18 protein-coding genes are annotated in these 14,658 nt (G+C 62.0%); 9 read left to right on the top strand and 9 right to left on the bottom strand.

The window, feature by feature from the left end:
* Nucleotides 1-195 precede the first annotated feature (195 nt).
* Entirely contained in the window at nucleotides 196-1,356 is a 1,161-nt protein-coding gene (locus AC1DYJ_RS13110) for a helix-turn-helix transcriptional regulator (RefSeq protein WP_477281389.1), read from the top strand.
* Between the two features lie 17 nt (nucleotides 1,357-1,373).
* Here AC1DYJ_RS13110 and AC1DYJ_RS13105 read toward each other — a convergent pair whose 3' ends face one another.
* Nucleotides 1,374-1,862, bottom strand: a complete 489-nt coding sequence (locus tag AC1DYJ_RS13105; protein WP_477281387.1) for an N-acetyltransferase family protein — start codon at nucleotides 1,860-1,862, stop codon at nucleotides 1,374-1,376.
* Nucleotides 1,863-1,866: 4 nt separating this feature from the next.
* On the bottom strand, nucleotides 1,867-3,366 hold the full coding sequence (gatB, locus tag AC1DYJ_RS13100; protein WP_477281385.1) for an Asp-tRNA(Asn)/Glu-tRNA(Gln) amidotransferase subunit GatB: 1,500 nt from the start codon (nucleotides 3,364-3,366) through the stop codon (nucleotides 1,867-1,869).
* Nucleotides 3,367-3,648: 282 nt separating this feature from the next.
* Here gatB and AC1DYJ_RS13095 point away from each other — a divergent pair, with 282 nt between their 5' ends.
* Nucleotides 3,649-3,906, top strand: coding sequence for a YjhX family toxin (locus AC1DYJ_RS13095; protein WP_112564315.1), 258 nt, complete (start codon nucleotides 3,649-3,651; stop codon nucleotides 3,904-3,906).
* Nucleotides 3,907-4,002: 96 nt separating this feature from the next.
* Here the strand turns inward: AC1DYJ_RS13095 and AC1DYJ_RS13090 are convergent, their stop codons facing one another.
* Nucleotides 4,003-4,434, bottom strand: a complete 432-nt coding sequence (locus AC1DYJ_RS13090; protein ID WP_477281383.1) for a CBS domain-containing protein — start codon at nucleotides 4,432-4,434, stop codon at nucleotides 4,003-4,005.
* A gap of 98 nt (nucleotides 4,435-4,532) precedes the next feature.
* On the bottom strand, nucleotides 4,533-5,315 hold the full coding sequence (locus AC1DYJ_RS13085; RefSeq protein WP_477281381.1) for a rhomboid family intramembrane serine protease: 783 nt from the start codon (nucleotides 5,313-5,315) through the stop codon (nucleotides 4,533-4,535).
* 186 nt (nucleotides 5,316-5,501) lie between these two features.
* Between AC1DYJ_RS13085 and AC1DYJ_RS13080 the strand changes: the two genes are divergently transcribed.
* The 5 genes from AC1DYJ_RS13080 (at nucleotide 5,502) to AC1DYJ_RS13060 (ending at nucleotide 9,679) form a co-directional block, all read left to right on the top strand.
* Nucleotides 5,502-6,584 carry a WD40/YVTN/BNR-like repeat-containing protein gene (locus tag AC1DYJ_RS13080; protein WP_477281379.1) on the top strand — a complete coding sequence of 361 codons (1,083 nt, stop codon included), beginning with the start codon at nucleotides 5,502-5,504 and terminating at the stop codon, nucleotides 6,582-6,584.
* Nucleotides 6,585-6,589: 5 nt separating this feature from the next.
* Nucleotides 6,590-6,883, top strand: a complete 294-nt coding sequence (locus tag AC1DYJ_RS13075; RefSeq protein WP_477281377.1) for a MoaD/ThiS family protein — start codon at nucleotides 6,590-6,592, stop codon at nucleotides 6,881-6,883.
* 405 nt (nucleotides 6,884-7,288) lie between these two features.
* On the top strand, nucleotides 7,289-7,927 hold the full coding sequence (locus tag AC1DYJ_RS13070; RefSeq protein WP_477281375.1) for a PAS domain-containing protein: 639 nt from the start codon (nucleotides 7,289-7,291) through the stop codon (nucleotides 7,925-7,927).
* 233 nt (nucleotides 7,928-8,160) lie between these two features.
* Nucleotides 8,161-8,778, top strand: a complete 618-nt coding sequence (locus AC1DYJ_RS13065) for a PilZ domain-containing protein (RefSeq protein WP_477281374.1) — start codon at nucleotides 8,161-8,163, stop codon at nucleotides 8,776-8,778.
* Between the two features lie 292 nt (nucleotides 8,779-9,070).
* Complete coding sequence (locus AC1DYJ_RS13060; RefSeq protein WP_477281372.1) at nucleotides 9,071-9,679, top strand: transglutaminase-like cysteine peptidase; 609 nt, start codon at nucleotides 9,071-9,073, stop codon at nucleotides 9,677-9,679.
* Nucleotides 9,680-9,895: 216 nt separating this feature from the next.
* On the opposite strand, the gene AC1DYJ_RS13055 is transcribed toward AC1DYJ_RS13060, so the two are convergent.
* Nucleotides 9,896-10,534 (bottom strand): DUF2726 domain-containing protein, encoded by a 639-nt coding sequence (locus tag AC1DYJ_RS13055; RefSeq protein WP_477281370.1) that lies wholly within the window; start codon nucleotides 10,532-10,534, stop codon nucleotides 9,896-9,898.
* A 257-nt stretch (nucleotides 10,535-10,791) separates the two neighbouring features.
* On the opposite strand from AC1DYJ_RS13055, the gene AC1DYJ_RS13050 reads away from it, so the two are divergent.
* A complete protein-coding gene (locus tag AC1DYJ_RS13050) occupies nucleotides 10,792-11,340 on the top strand; it encodes an ankyrin repeat domain-containing protein (RefSeq protein ID WP_477426101.1) in 549 nt (182 codons plus the stop codon).
* 44 nt (nucleotides 11,341-11,384) lie between these two features.
* Here AC1DYJ_RS13050 and AC1DYJ_RS13045 read toward each other — a convergent pair whose 3' ends face one another.
* Together AC1DYJ_RS13045 and AC1DYJ_RS13040 are read right to left on the bottom strand one after the other, a co-directional pair.
* Complete coding sequence (locus tag AC1DYJ_RS13045) at nucleotides 11,385-11,912, bottom strand: gamma carbonic anhydrase family protein (protein WP_477281366.1); 528 nt, start codon at nucleotides 11,910-11,912, stop codon at nucleotides 11,385-11,387.
* A gap of 95 nt (nucleotides 11,913-12,007) precedes the next feature.
* Entirely contained in the window at nucleotides 12,008-12,382 is a 375-nt protein-coding gene (locus tag AC1DYJ_RS13040; RefSeq protein ID WP_477281364.1) for a DUF6949 family protein, read from the bottom strand.
* Between the two features lie 115 nt (nucleotides 12,383-12,497).
* Between AC1DYJ_RS13040 and AC1DYJ_RS13035 the strand changes: the two genes are divergently transcribed.
* Nucleotides 12,498-13,223: a hypothetical protein gene (locus AC1DYJ_RS13035; RefSeq protein ID WP_477281362.1), complete on the top strand. Its 726-nt coding sequence runs from the start codon at nucleotides 12,498-12,500 to the stop codon at nucleotides 13,221-13,223.
* A gap of 84 nt (nucleotides 13,224-13,307) precedes the next feature.
* On the opposite strand, the gene AC1DYJ_RS13030 is transcribed toward AC1DYJ_RS13035, so the two are convergent.
* Both AC1DYJ_RS13030 and cysE read right to left on the bottom strand, forming a co-directional pair.
* Nucleotides 13,308-13,511 carry a DUF3126 family protein gene (locus AC1DYJ_RS13030; protein ID WP_006200852.1) on the bottom strand — a complete coding sequence of 68 codons (204 nt, stop codon included), beginning with the start codon at nucleotides 13,509-13,511 and terminating at the stop codon, nucleotides 13,308-13,310.
* Nucleotides 13,512-13,665: 154 nt separating this feature from the next.
* Nucleotides 13,666-14,514 (bottom strand): serine O-acetyltransferase, encoded by an 849-nt coding sequence (gene cysE / locus AC1DYJ_RS13025; protein WP_454574060.1) that lies wholly within the window; start codon nucleotides 14,512-14,514, stop codon nucleotides 13,666-13,668.
* Between the last annotated feature and the right edge of the window lie 144 nt (nucleotides 14,515-14,658).

The raw sequence follows: 14,658 nt of genomic DNA, 5'->3' as shown, positions 1-14,658 counted from the left end.
GATTTGTATCGAAGCTTGGCGCGAGCGCCCGTAAACAGCGGCCATTCAGGGCCATATCGGCTGGTCTGGTAACGACAACACACCAGAACGTCGCTGTGAGATGTTTCACAGACGCGGCCTACCCGGCAATGTTGTGTTACCTCGGGCAGAGATAATGTGTGACCCGCCACTACGCTGCGATGCAAACGAGGCTCTATGTCTATCCAGCCCAACATCAACGGTCGCGCTCTGCCGCAGATCGTGGAGGCAATTTACGATTCGATTGCCGATGTCGGCCGGTGGCAGTCGACGCTGGAATCAATCTGCAAATTGGCGATCGGCCGGCTTGCCATGCTGGCGGTCGTCGACACATCGAGCAATTCGGCGCGGTTTTCGATGTCTTGCGGCGATCCGGCCCTGCTCGAGCCGCTGCAGCGCGACTACGCCTGCGAGGCGCCTTTCCTCAAGGCACTGCCGAAGATGGACATCGACATGCCGTTCACGGTCGATAGCATCTATGCGCTGCAAGGCCCCGACGCGCGGCAGAACTGGATCGAAAGCCGCATCGTGCGCGAGTGGGTGGAACCCAACCGGCTCGACGATTTCTTCTGGGTGGCGCTGATGAAGCAGCCGGCGCGCACCGGCACGCTGATGGTGGTAACCGACAAGGACAGGCCCCAGATTTCGGCAAGGGATCTCGACCTGATTTCGACGCTCGCACCTCACGTCCGGCGCGCAGTGGCCATCGGCGACCTGTTCGAGGCCGAGCGGCGCAAGGCTGACATCTTCCGCTCGACTATCGAGAGCCTCGCCCATCCGGTGTTGATCGTCGCCGACGACATGCAGATCATCTTCGCCAACCCGGCAGCCGAAGCGTTGCTCACGGAGAACACCTCGGTGTCCTCGGTGCGCGGCCAGCTCTCCTTCGCCTACGCCAATGCCAACACCGCGATCGGCCGCGCCGTCCAGCTCGGCACCCGCAACGAATTCGCGCTCGGACCGTCAGGCATCAACATTCCCCTGGTCCGGTCCATGGCACCGGCGGTGGCGCATGTCATGCCGCTGGCGCGACGCGACATTTCGGCCCGCATGTCGCAGCGCGCCGCAGCCGCCATCTTCATTGCCGCCGCCGGCGCAGCACCCGTGCCGGCGCTGGAAGCGATCGCGGCGCTGTTCGGATTGACCGCGGCGGAAAAGCGCGTCGCCGGCCATGTCTTCGCCGGCCGGACGCGGCGCGAAATCGCGGCTGCCAGCGGCGTCTCTGACGGCACGATCAAGTCGCAACTGGCGACCATCTTCGACAAGACCGGCGCCAGCGACCAGCGCGAGCTGCAACTCCTGATGCGCGAATTGACGCCGCCGCTGCGCTCGGCCTGATCCGCGCCGCCAGCCACCTATCCCAGCGACTTCTCGAAGACCAGCGCCGGCAACCCTGAATTGCCGCCGCAATCGGCTGTCTTGCCGACAGGCAGAAACCCCTGCGAGCGGTAAAAGGCGATGGCCGCTATATTCGCTTCTTCCACCTCAAGGCGCAGCGTTTGTGCCTCCGGAAAGCTGGCCTCGACCTCGTCCAGCAAGGCCTGGCCGATGCCTTGCCGCTGGCAGGCGGGCAGCACATAGAGCTGATTCAGCAACACGGTCTTTGGATCCGTCGTGGCGGCGGCGAAAGCCATGCCGCCAATGCGCTTGCCGTCATCGGCGACCAGGAATTCGGAGTTCGGCCGTGTCAGCCGCGCCTTGAGCGACGCGATCGAATGCCAGTCGTCGGTGATTTCTCTCACCCGCTCGGCGCCATAGATGGCGTCGTAAGTCGCATGCCAAGTTTCGACCAGCAGCGCCCGGACGGCGGCAAGGTCGCGCTCGCTGGCGGTGCGGACGAACATCGCCCTACTCGATACCGAGCTTGGCCTTTACCAGGTCGTTGACCGCCTGCGGATTGGCCTTGCCGCCGGTGGCCTTCATCACCTGGCCGACGAACCAGCCGGCCATGGTCGGCTTGGCGCGCGCCTGCTCGACCTTGTCGGGGTTGGCGGCGATGACCTCGTCGACCGCCTTCTCGATGGCGCCAGTGTCGGTGACCTGCTTCATCCCGCGGCTTTCGACCAGCTGGCGCGGATCGCCGCCCTCGTTCCAGACGATCTCGAACAGATCCTTGGCGATCTTGCCGGAGATGGTGCCTTCCTTGATAAGGTCGATGACGGCACCGAGCTGCTCGGGTGTGACAGGAGCATTTTCAATGTCTTTGCCGGCCTTGTTGAGCTGGCCGAGCAGATCGTTGATGACCCAGTTGGCGGCGAGCTTGCCGTCGCGGCCGGAGGCCACCTGCTCGAAATAATCGGCGATCGGCTTTTCCGACACCAGGATCGAGGCGTCATAGGTCGACAGCCCGAGCGAAGAGACCAGCCGCGCCTTCTTGTCGTCGGGCAGTTCGGGCAGGTCTTTGGCCAGCGCATCGACATAGGCCTGGTCGAATTCCAGGGGCAAAAGGTCCGGGTCGGGGAAATAGCGATAGTCATGCGCCTCTTCCTTCGAACGCATGGAGCGCGTCTCGCCCTTGACCGCATCGTAGAGCCGCGTTTCCTGGTCGATCTTGCCGCCGTCCTCGAGGATGGCGATCTGACGGCGCGCCTCGAAATCGATGGCCTGGCCGATGAAGCGGATCGAGTTCATGTTCTTGATCTCGCAGCGCGTTCCGAACTCGCCACCGGGCCGGCGCACCGAGACGTTGACGTCGGCGCGCATCGAGCCTTCGTCCATGTTGCCGTCGCAGGTGCCGAGATAGCGCATGATGGTGCGCAGCTTGGTGACATAGGCCTTGGCCTCGTCGCCGGAACGCAGGTCAGGCTTGGAGACGATCTCCATCAGCGCCACGCCCGAACGGTTGAGGTCGACATACGACATGGTCGGATGCTGGTCGTGCATCGACTTGCCAGCATCCTGCTCCAGGTGCAGCCGCTCTATGCCGACCTCGATGTCCTCGAATTCGCCCTGGCGGTCGGGGCCGACAGAAACGATCACCGTGCCCTCGCCGACGATCGGCTGCTTGAACTGCGAGATCTGATAGCCCTGCGGCAGATCCGGATAGAAATAGTTCTTCCGGTCGAAAACCGACTTGTGGTTGATCTGCGCCTTCAGCCCGAGGCCGGTGCGGATCGCCTGCTTGACGCATTCCTCGTTGATCACCGGCAGCATGCCCGGCATGGCCGCATCGACCAGGCTGACATTGGCGTTGGGGGCCGCGCCGAAAGCGGTCGAAGCGCCGGAAAACAATTTTGCTTCCGAGATGACCTGCGCGTGCACTTCGAGACCGATGATGATTTCCCAATCGCCGGTGGCGCCGGGGATCAGGCGCTTGGCGTCGGGCGTGCGGGTGTCGATGAGGGTCATGGTGGCCTGCGAATTGGAAACTTTGGAATATGCGCGAACGCATATTTGGATGTGAAACTTCGCTAGTGCAAACCGCCAAAAGAGACAAGGCCAAAGCCGCAGTCTGGCCTTTTCAGCCGCTCTCGCCTATAGGACGCACATCCCAATGGAGAGTGGATGTCCACTTACGCTCAGTCCCGGTAAGACCCTGACCTCGTAGCGAGGCAGGGCAAGAAGACCTGAAACCCCGTGCCGCGAAGCTTCGCGGCGGCGGCATTTTTCGTTTTCCCGGGAATTTCTCCAATGGACATTTCGCGCACTGAACAGCGCATCCTGCACCTGCTCGCACAGGGCGGGCGCATAGAAGTTGAAAAGAACGACAAGAAACGCATCGCCAACGTCAAATGCATGACGCGAGACGGCTGGCACTATCCAGGCGTCGACCTCGATCTGTTTCGGAAACTGAGGCGGAGGAAGGCGGTTTCGTCTTGCGATGGCGGGCCCTACCGCATCACAAGGCGCGGACTGCAACTCGTCCGCTCCGAACTCGACAACCGATAAGCAACTCCAGGAAAAGTGTGAGCGGTTTTCCGTCCGGAGTTGCGTAAAACAAACACAAAATACCGCCGGCCGGCCTTCCGGTCGGCGGTTTCTTTGTCAAGCCGTTGCGATGTAGGCCCTGATTTCGTCGGCCTCGCGCTCGACATCCTCGATGCGGCGCTTGACCACATCGCCGATCGACACGATGCCGTCGAGCATCCCGTCCTTTTCCACCGGCAGATGGCGGAAACGGCCTTTGGTCATGATCTCCATGACCTCGTTGACCGTATGGTTCTCATTGCAGATCTTCACTTTCGGCGTCATCGCCGAGCGCACCGCAATGTCGAGTGCGGCAGCGCCTTCCTTGGCAACGACCCGCACAATGTCACGCTCGGAAAGGATACCGACGATCTTGCGATCGCCATTGGTGATGACCAGTGCACCGATCTTGTGGTCGGCCAGGATTCGAATGGCCTCGCTCAGCTTTTCATTCGGCCCGAGCGTGAACACGTCATGGCCTTTTCTCTCGAGAATTGCCTTAACCGTCATGGCGTCCTCCTCCTCCTGCTTGGCTAGCCAGCTCCCCCCTGACCGGCTTCACATAAGAGTGAACATCGTGCGCCGTGATCGGCTGCATTTCAAGTGCGCTAGTGGGGGGAGCGCTCGTCGGGGGTGTGCTGGTCGTTGGGGATTTCCCATTCAGGCGCCTGCCAGCGCCGGTCGAACCAGCGCAATCCGAAGAAGCCTGCAACGAGGCCGCCAATATGCGCCTCCCAGGCGATCTGGCCGGCCTCACCGAGCCCGAGACCGTAAAGGCCGGTGACGAGATTGATGACCATCCAGGCGCCGAGAAAATTGACGACGCCGCGCATGCGCAGAACGATTGCGATCGGCAGCACGGGACCGGCAAAGGCGGCCCTGCCGGACGAGCGGTCGGTACGGAACCCGAAACGCGCCGCTGCACCCATCATGCCCGATATCGCCCCGGAAGCGCCAACCAGCGGCGCTTCGCCGTAGGGATGGACAGCCCAAAACAGCACCACCGCGGCCAATCCGGTGGCGGCGAAAAACAGGGCGAACCAGAACCAGCCGAGACGGTTGGCCAGCGGCGAACCGAAGGCGGCCAGCGCAACCATGTTGATGGCAATGTGGGCAAGGCCGCCATGCATGAAGGCATAGGTGAAAGGGCGGGTGAAGAGAAACCAGTCGAAGCCGTACTGGCCGGTGTAGAGGACGGGGATGAAGGCGCCGTCGGTGAGCAATGTTATCTGTTGCTCTTCGGTCAGCACATATTGCTGCAAAAGGAAAACGGCGACGCAAATGCCGATCACCGCCAGCACCACCGGTGGCAGGTTGAACACCGGCTCGCGGCGCGGCGGCGGCGCCTCCTCGCTGTGTTCGGTCTCGGCGGGGCTTGTCGGTTCGCTCATTCGCTTGGGTCCAGGGATTCGTTCCGCGAGCTTTAGAGCAAGGATGCTTCGGTTGAAACTGCCCTGGGCTGCAGATCTTCTCGCCTTGGCCTTGACGGGTTTAGACTGCAAAAAAAGTCGTTGGCCCTGTCGGCTAGGCCCGCGCTCCGCCGTCCTTGATGAAAGGGACACAATCGGGAGGAGAAAATGCCAGAAAAAATCCTCGTGCTCATCGGCACGAAAAAAGGCGCCTTCATCGCTGAGAGCGATGGCAAGCGCGGGTCGTGGACGCTGCGCGGTCCGTTCTGCGAGCACTGGCCGATGAACCATGTCGTTGGCGACCCCGAGACCGGCGCGATCTACGGCGCCGGCGGCAACGAATGGTTCGGTCCCGCGGTCTGGAAGTCGGACGACCTTGGTCAGACCTGGACGCATTCCAGCGAGGGCCTCGCCTATGCGGCTGGCGAGGAACCGGTCAAGGCAGTGTGGAGCCTCGCCAGGCGCAACGGCAGCCTCTATGCCGGCGTGCAGCCGGCCGGCCTGTTTCGCTCAAACGACGGCGGCGCCACCTGGAGCCACATCGAGGGCCTGCAGCACCACCCGAGCCGCAAGGACTGGAACCCGGGCGGCGCGGGCCTCATCCTCCATTCCATCGTCACCGACCCCAGAGACGAGGAGAAGATCTGGGTGGGCATTTCGTCCGCGGGCGTATTCCACACCTGGGACGGCGGCAAGACGTGGGAGCCGCGCAACCGCGGCACCCGCGCCGACTTCCTGCCCGAAGGACAAAACTATCCGGAGTTCGGCCAGTGCGTGCACTGCCTGGTGATGGCGCCCGGCAAGCCCGACCGGCTCTACCAGCAGAACCATTGCGGCATGTACCGCTCCGACGATGGCGGCAAGAACTGGCAGAGCATCGAGAAGGGCCTTCCCTCGACCTTTGGTTTTCCCGCGGCCACGCATCCGCGCGACGCCGACACGCTCTTCCTTCTGCCGCTCAACGGCGACAGCGCCGGCCGTTACGTGCCGGACGCGAAGGCGGCGGTCTGGAAGACGCAGGATGCGGGCGCCACATGGCTCGACGAGCGCAAGGGTCTGCCCCAGGAGAACTGCTATGCGGGCGTGTTGCGGCAGGCCATGGCGACCGACAGCCTCGAGCCGGCCGGCGTTTATTTCGGTACCAGCGGCGGCTCGCTCTTTGCCAGTGCCAACGAAGGCGAGAACTGGTCGGAGATCGCTCAGCATCTGCCCACGATTCTGTCCGTCGAGACGATGGTGGTGGGCGAGTAGCGAAAATGTTGAACAACCCCGCCCGCAATGTGCACCATGTCATCGCGCGGCTCCCGGGCGTGCTCGTCGACCTGTTTCCTGGCGCGCCGCGCCGGGTCGAACTGCCGGCCTCGACTGTAAAGGAAATGATCGACGGGCTGGACGCGCTCTGGCCCGGCATGCGCGACCGGATGTGCGATTCCCGCCCTGCCATCCGCCGCCATATGAACGTCTTCGTCGATGGCGAGAAGGCGACCCTGGAAACCAGGCTCGCGCCCGGCACCGAGGTTTTTATCCTGACGGCAATCAGCGGCGGCTAGGCCAGGGAAGACAGGTACACCCTCTCGACCGTTTCGAAGAGCGCGATTGGCAGCTGTTGGCTGGCCGCAACGCGTCTCGACCGCGAATCACCGGGCGCGAATCAAAAAGAAGCCGTCCAAGGTTTCCCTTGAACGGCTGGTCGAGGCCCCTACTCCCCTAAAATTCTTGACCGAAGTGCTGTCGATCGTCGCGAAACGACCGCTTCTGGAGTGGTTTCTAAGTGCCACGACCGCCGTCGGCGCGCAACGTAAACCACTTGTTAACCTTAACGTCCCCGACCCGTGAACAAGTGTTAACGACGCTGGCACGCATCCTGCTCCGGAACGCATGTAGGTCATCGGAGGGCGCCCTTTCTGTTCACCGATGGGACCATCAGACGGCAGATTGCGCGGAGTTTCACTACCATGAACCAGAACGGATCAATCACGCTGTTCCATTATTGGAACCGGCTGCGTGATCGGCGTCCTGCCCCAAGGCGTTCGGAGGTCGAACCGGCTGATATTAAGACGCTTTTGGCCGACACGTTCATCCTGGAACGGGATACGCGCGGCGAAGCGGTGTTCCGCCTTGCCGGCACCAGGCTTTGCGCCGGCTACGGCCGCGAACTCAAGGGTTTTTCGTTTCCCTCGCTGTGGCGCGGGAAGGACCAGCGGCTGGTGTCGCGGCTCATTCACGGCGTCTTCGAGCAGAAGTCCGTGGTGCTCATTACCTATGAGGGGTTCAGCCGCAACGGCCGTTCCAACCGCTTCGAACTGCTTGCGCTACCGCTCGACGGCGGCGTCGAGAACCCGCGCTGCCTCGGCGTTATCAGCGCCGTCGAAAAGCCGTTCTGGCTGGGCGCCGACCCGATCACCGACGCGCTGATCGACACTATCCGCGTTATCGATCCCGACAAGGAACCGATGTTCCTGAAAAACCGGCCGGAAATATCCGTTCCTTCGCTGGCTCCCACCGAGCTCGGAGCACCGGAGACCATCTCGGCGCTCGGTCGGTCGCGGCGCATCCGCCACCTCGTCGTGTTCGAGGGAGGGCGTGAGGGGTAATGCATGGCGCTCAAAACTGGCTCCGGTTTTGAGAAAACGGCACGCATGAAAATAGAAGCCTAAAAGCGCGTGGCCTGAATCCGTTCAAACGCAGCGTACTTTAGGCCCAAATCCAGGGGCACGATCTTAAGTATTGGCGACCCGCTTTTCCCCTTTGTTAACCTGATTTGCTGTAGCGTTTCGGCGTGAAGTTCCACGCACGACGCGGGAATGCCAACGGGGTGTAGGCAGTCATGAGGTCAGCGGCGGTCGAATATGCGCCGTCCCGCGCCGAAAGGCGTAACTTTCAGCGCGTCCGGGTCAAGATCTACGGACGGTTCATGCTGGAGGACCGCACCGAACACCCGTGCCAGGTGATCGACATGTCGCCAGGCAATGTCGCACTGCGCACCGAGCGTATCGGCATGCCGGGCGAAAAAATCATTGCCTATATCGATCATATCGGCCGCATCGAGGGCGTGGTGACGCGCACCTCGCAGGACGGCTTTGCCATGACCGTCATTGCCTCGGACCGCAAGAAGGACAAGCTTGCCGCGCAATTGACCTGGCTCGCCAACAAGCACGAGCTCGATTTGCCGGAAGACCGTCGTCACGAACGCGTGGCGCCGCGCAACCCGACCAGCGTGCTGCAACTCACCGACGGGCGCCAGTACCAGTGCCGCATCATCGACCTGTCCCTGTCGGGCGCGGCAATCGAAATCGACGTCAAGCCGGCGCTCGGCATCCAGGTGATGCTCGGCACCATGCGTGGCCAGGTGGTGCGTCATTTCGAGGACGGCGTCGCCATCGAATTCGCTGTCATCCAGCGCCCGGAAACGCTCGATTCCGAGTTCAACGCCCCGCGCGCCTGAACGATCGGCAAACACAGAGTAAAAACGAACCGGCCCTTCGCGGCCGGTTTTTTGTTGCCGGGTATTTTGCCTGCTTCTTCTTGTAGCGGTTCGGCACCTCGCAAATCCACGGCTCCGGCTGAAATCCGCGCCCCGACACCCCGCTTTTGCGTCGAGACCTGAACGATTTTATATTAAAATAGATCAAATTTTACGCTTATTCTATTGGGGTTTTACTCAATGTCTACTTCGCGTTTTTGCGTGAAATAAATCGACCCGTGTCATTGTCTCCTCAAACGGGGAGACTAATCGAATGGCGAAGACGTGGGGCAAGCTGTTGCTCTTGGCAATGGCGATGCAGCTTTCCGCTTGGGGAACGGCGCAAGCAGCAGGGCCGGCCTACATGCACACTGGCGGCCGCACCACACAGCCGGTCGGTCATTACGAATTCTGTCAGAAGCTGCCGCAGGAATGCGCGCAGCGCACGCCCAAGCAGGCGCCGGTCGAACTGACCCGCAAGCTGTGGGCGGCGATCGTCAACGTCAACAATTCGGTCAACACCCGGATCGTGCCGCGCACCGACATGGAGATGTGGGGCAAGGAAGAGGTCTGGTCCTATCCCGACAGCGGCTTCGGCGACTGCGAGGACTATGCGCTGGAGAAGCGCCGCGAATTGATGGCGCTCGGCGTTCCCGCCGGCAATCTGTTGATGACGGTGGCGCGCCAGCCGAATGGCGACGGCCATGCGGTGCTGACCGTGCGCACCAGCCTCGGCGAGTTCATCCTCGACAACCTGGAATCCAAGGTGCTGTCCTGGACCGACACCGACTACACCTATCTGAAGCGCCAGTCCGACACGAATTCCGGCGTCTGGGTAACGATCAACGACGGCCGCGCCGACGCGGTTGCCAGCGTCCGCTAGGACGCGGAAACAAGAAATCGCGCCCACCAAGGACGCGCGACAACAATCACGTCCGCTCAGGACGCAACGAGAAAGCCCGGTCGAGTCCCCACCCTCCCCGTCCCCAACGACCGGGTTTTAGGAGCCGGCCCCGTCCCCGGGCCGGCTCCACCATTTCTACCGCAGCAGTTTTGGTCGAACCCGAGACGGGAGCATCACGCCGCCAACATGGGCGAGCTATTGTGCCGTCGAAGGCTTGTCCACGAGCTTCTCCACCAGCCGCCTAAGTTCGGAAGGTGTCGTTTGGCCGCCAACGATTTCGTGATAGGTGATGCCTGCTCGCCGCAATGCTTCCTTCTTGACTGCATCGCGCGCTGCGGCCGCACTTTGATGATGAGCATGGCCTTGGTATTCGACCGCATGTCGCGGCAGACAATTCTCATCTACAAGAAGAAGGTCCACCCGTTTCGAGTTGATGCAGCTGTAGGCGTCGGCATCCTTGCAGCGCAGAATTTCGCCTAATGACACTTGCGCCATCACCTGCCATCCCGGATTGCAGGCGATCACCATGCGATCCAGTTCCTTGAAGACCCGCACTTCGCTCCTGTTGAGAAGCGGCTGAATAGTGAAGTTCGCCTTCATAACAATGCGCAACTGGTCAGCGGCATCGGTCGGCTTCGGCGGCGCTGAAACAGGCTTCGGCGCGACCCACAATCCACTAAGGATGTCACCTCCACTGCGCTCTCTTGCCCAGCGCGCGCGGTTCCTTTGCCTCCATGCTTGCCGCCGCTTCCTCGACAGGCGACGCTCCAAGACCATGCCCGCAAGGACGCCGGCAAGGAAAATAACTGCCAGCACGACAAGCTCAGGTGGCATGCTAGTAAGCTACCTCCAAGACATAGATTTACGGATTGACGATCATGTCTCAGTTGCAACAATAAGCGACCAATACCCGTCCGATGTCAATTTGAGCACTAATGTTGCCAAGAAGTGCGCCACGAAGACCACGAAGAGCGCTTGATTTCCAAAGGTCACTGATCTCATCGAGCCGCCAGGCGCACCTGAAGATCGCGACACGCCTTTTCACGCAACCCAGATCGAAGCACTATGTGCCGTTGGTCTGGATCACGGCGATGTTGGAAATCCCGGAAGATCGGTGCGAGCGCCACCGCCTGTTCAAGGCGATCGACGACGCGTTCAAGGCCGGCGATTTCGAGGGGCTCGGCGTGGCATTGGGCGGCTCGCCCGGATGGTTTAACGAGCGCATGCAGTTCGAACTCGGCCTCGGACATCCGCTGGAATATGCGATTTATTGGAGCCCGGTCGGGTTTATCTCGACCTTGCTGGATGCGGGCTCGGATCCGAACTACGGGGATGACGGCGGGTTTCCGGCAATCATTGCTGCGCTGTCCACCGACCGAGCCGATAGGCTGGAAATCGTCAGCGTGCTGATCGACGGTGGCGCCGACCCCAACATGCGGGGCGTGAACGACTGGACGCCGCTTCACTATGCGGTGGCCATCCGCAGTGTCGAGGCGATCCGCCTGCTTTTGGCGATGGGCGCCGACCCGGCGCTGAAAACCCGGATCGATCACTATACGACAGCCCTCGAGGAGGCCGACAAAGCCGGCTTTGAAGACGGCGCTTCATTGTTGCGCGATGCGATGGCCGGACGCGGCTGACAGTGAGTTGAACGCCCGCGACCGGGAGACCGGTCACGCCGGCCTCAAACCGTCTTCAGCCCGGCCTTGAAGCGCTTGCCGTTGGCGACGTAATGCGCGGCCGAGACGCGCAGCCTGGCGATTGCGGCGTCGTCCAGCGTTCGGATTACGCGTGCGGGCGAGCCGACGATCAGCGAATTGTCGGGGAATTCCTTGCCTTCGGTGACCAGCGCGCCGGCGCCGACCAGCGAGTTGTTGCCGATCCTGGCGCCGTTCAGCACGATGGCGCCCATGCCGATCAGGCTGTTGTCGCCGATCGTGCAGCCATGCAGCAGAGCGCGGTGGCCGATGGTGCAGCCCTGCCCGATCGTCAGGGGAAAACCGGGGTCGGTGTGCATCACCGTGTGTTCCTGGACGTTGCTGTCGGCGCCGATGACGATCGGCTCATTGTCGCCGCGGATGACCACGCCAAACCAGAATCCGGCATTGCGGCCGACCTTGACGTCGCCGATCAGCGTCGCGTCGGGCGCAATCCAGTTCGAGTCGGCATCCTCGAAACGAGGCGCCTTTCCGTCGATCGCGTAGGTCGGCATTTTTCGTCTCCGATTCGTCTCAGGCCGGAACGAACCCTAAAACAAAGCCGGGAAAATCGCGCAACGGTTTCTCCTAGGAAACCGCGCACCGGTTTTCAGTTCAAGACGGGATACCGGTCCAGCGCTTCCACCAGAAGCTGAACCGCGCCTGGTGAATCGACGCCCCACGAGGCAATGGCAATCAGCACGATGCCCAGCGCCAGCGCCCAGGCCATCACCGTGCAGCCGCAGGACATCAGCATCAGCGTCGAAATACGGCCTTCGCGCCGCGCATCCAGCGCATCGTTGGCGAGCATGAACGGCCCGGCGCAAGCGGTTGCGGCCAGCGAGCGCAGGATGTGTGCTGGCGACACATAGGGCTCGGCAAAGGCAAGCCGGCGGCCCGCCGCCAGCTCCATCACGGAGCCGGCAAGTCCGCAGGCGGTGAGCCCGACGGCAAAAGCGAAGAGAACGGGCAGCAGCAGGCTCATCTTTACCTTCCGTTTACCATGAAATCGCACAGTCGCATCCGACAGCCGCGTTGCAAGAGCCATGCCGCGGCATGTGTGCCGTCCAAGGACAGGGGCGGCGATTGTGGGGATTGCGATGAAGCAGGCAGCGACCGCCGAAGAGTTCAACGTCGTCGATTCCGTGCTGATGAAGCGGGTGTTTTACGCCTTTGCCGCGCTTGCGCTGCTGTCGCTGGCGATCAGCCTTGGTGGCACATGGTTCGGCCGCTCGATCGCCATGGCCGGCTATACCGACGACACCACGATCCATCGTGTGGTGATCGGCAACAATGTCATTGCCGTTCCGTCCAATGCCATCCGCTTCCTGCAGGCGCGGCGCGACGGCCTCGCTTCGCGCCTCGACCTCTATCTGCGCTATCCTCAGATGGACGGCTACAGCCAAGCCGCCCGCGACGACTTCAACCATACGGGAACGGCCAAAAACATCATCTTCCTGTCGTTCGAACCGCAAATGATGTCGCGCGACATGAGCGGCCGTTTCGCGCCGATCTACAGCGCGCTGATCGACCAGCCCGGAACGCCCGGCCCCGGCGGCACGATGATTTACGGCTTCAGCGAAAAATCAGGCTATCTCAACGAGGTGCTTGCGGTTGCCGGCCGCCCCGGCAAGGATCCGTTCGTCGCCCGCTGCCTGAGCGGACCGACGGCCGAGGAATCGCTGGCGCCCTGCGAACGCGACATCCAGGTCGGCGACAGCCTCAGCCTGACCTACCGATTTCCCCGGGAACTTCTGGGCAACTGGCAGGCGCTCGACGCGGCCATCGTCGCCGAGGCCACGCGCGTCCTCAAGGCCGCGAGATAGCCGGCTGAATTCGTTGCATATTTTCTGATTGTGAAAGCCGCGGGCCTGCACCATGGCAGGTCCGGTCAGCCGCAAAGTTTTGGCTCAGGCCAGATCGATGTCGAGGATCGCCATCGAGAAATTATAGTCGCCGTCGTCCTCGTCCTTGAAGACGATGCCGAGGAACTCGTCGCCGACATAGACCTCGGCCGAATCTTCCTTGCGCGGCCGCGCCTTCACTTCGAGTTTGGGATTCTGGAAGACGCGCTTGAAATAGGCGTCCAGCTTTCTGATTTCGTCCGGCTTCAAAAGTCTTCTCCGATCGTCGGGCTTGCTCGTTGGAACGCGCTTCTGGCACGTCGACAATGGCGATGTAAAGGCAAGCCGGCTGGATAGAACGCGAAGTTAAGGGGCAACACCCCCGGCAGCCTGACTTCAAGCCCGGCACACCGGATCGTGCAAATCAGATGTCGAAGCTGACGACCTGGTCCATCGACTGCGACGGCAAAAGCTGGTCCATCTGGCGCGAAGGCTGGTCGCAGCCGGTCTCGCCGACCACGCGGGCCGGCACGCCGGCAACCGTCTTGTTGTGCGGCACCGGCGACAGCACCACAGAGCCTGCCGCGATCTTCGAGCAATGGCCAACCTCGATGTTGCCGAGGATCTTGGCGCCGGCGCCGATCAGCACGCCGTAACGGATCTTGGGGTGACGGTCGCCGCCGGCCTTGCCGGTGCCGCCCAGCGTCACGCCGTGCAGGATCGACACATCGTCCTCGATCACCGCCGTTTCGCCGACGACAAGGCCGGTGGCGTGGTCGATGAAGATGCCCTTGCCGATGCGGGCGGCCGGGTTGATGTCGGTCTGGAACACCGAGGACGAGCGGCTCTGCAGATAGAGCGCAAAATCCTTGCGGCCCTGGTTCCACAGCCAATGCGCCAGCCTGTGCGTCTGGATGGCGTGAAAACCCTTGAAATAGAGCACCGGCATGATGAAGCGGTCGCAGGCCGGGTCGCGGTCGTAATAGGCCTGGATGTCGACACGCACGATCGACGACCATTCCTTGTCGTCGGCCAGCATCGACTTGAAGGTCTGGCGGATGAGGTCGGAACCGATGTCCTGATGCGCAAGCCGCTCGGCCAGACGGTGGATGACCGCCTCTTCCAGGCTCTCCTGGTTGAGGATGGTCGAATAGAGGAACGCCGCCAGAAGCGGGTCGCGGTTGACCGCGTCCATCGCCTCGTCGCGGATCGAGCGCCAGATCGGGTCGACCGGCTGCACCATTGTGGGGCGGGCAATCGTAATGCTGTTCATCGACGTCTCCGGCCTGCCGGCTTGTTATCCGGCCGCACATATAGGCCAGATCATAGCACGATTGAACTCAATTTTCCTTAGTGCTTCATCAAATGGATTTGGTTCACGCGGATTCAAGCCGCCATGGAAAACGAACCCTTGATC

It is taken from the genome of Mesorhizobium sp. P2_B11 (genome assembly GCF_056404855.1).
The sequence above is the reverse complement of the archived record's forward strand: the minus strand, read 5'-3'. Positions and strand labels throughout refer to the sequence as shown.